This is a genomic window from Thalassotalea ganghwensis, from assembly GCF_053485795.1.
Genome location: NZ_JBQRUM010000057.1, coordinates 1 through 1,049 on the forward strand (window position 1 = coordinate 1; position 1,049 = coordinate 1,049).

General features: G+C 44.6%; 1 protein-coding gene. It reads left to right on the top strand.

The window, feature by feature from the left end; genetic code table 11:
- A partial coding sequence (locus tag ACSLUH_RS19430) for an aminotransferase-like domain-containing protein (RefSeq protein ID WP_448570074.1) occupies nucleotides 1-1,049 on the top strand: 1,049 nt, incomplete at both ends.

A 1,049-nucleotide genomic window follows, 5' to 3' on the forward strand; every position in this document is an offset into this window, starting at 1 on the left:
TCTAGCACAGACATAGATGAACAAGCGTTAAGTGAATTAAAGCGCAGCTTTCGTCGAACTAGTAAGCGTTTAGGAAATAGCCGACTCAATCAATACCCCAATGCTCAAGGTGAGCCGTTTTTACGAGATGCACTGAGTGTTCATTTTGCTAAGCTTGGACTGCATATTAACCCAGCTGAATTGGTCATCACTTCTGGTTGCATGCCTGCGATTAAGTCTGCGTTAGAATCGTGTACCCAAATGGGGGATGCAATAGCAATTAGCTCGCCGTGTTTTAGCGGTATTTTGGACCTACTGGGTCAAATGGGTCGCAAGATTGTTGAGATCCCATCACTGGAAGACGGTATCGACTTGGTTCAGCTTGAATCTCACCTCAAGCAAGGTAGTGTCAAAGCAGGCATTTTTTGTACCTCTCACATGAACCCACAAGGGATCACTATGTCAACCCAGCAAAAGCAAACGTTGGCTGAGCTTGCCAATCAATACCAAGTGCCAATGATCGAAGATGACGTCTATCTAGAGCTCTCTTACGCCGAGCATACGCCACTGCCAGCCAAGTATTATGACAATGATGGCTACATCTTGTGGTGTGGTTCAGTATCAAAAAGTTTATCGCCTAGCTACCGTTTAGGCTGGTGTCAACCAGGGCGCTATATTGAACGTTATCGTCAACAACATATCGCTTCGAGCTTTGGTGTGTCTCTGCCAACTCAACTCGGTATTGCAGACTTTATCGAATCAGGGCACTACGCTAAACAGCTAAAACGTCGCCGCACTAAATTGCTTAATTTAAAGCAGGCTTATCTTGGTTTTCTTACCGAGCATTTGCCTGAGAAAGTCAACATTAGTAACCCTCAAGGGGGAATGGTGCTTTGGTTACAAGTACCCGATCTGGACTCGGAAAAGTTCGAGTCCTTGATGGCAAAGAATCAAATTGATATTCGCTTGGGAAGACTGTTCAGCACGCTATCGCTATATAATGACTGCTTAAGAATCAACATGGGCTTTGAACTAACCAATGAAGTCAAAACAGAGTTAGGGAAGTTGGT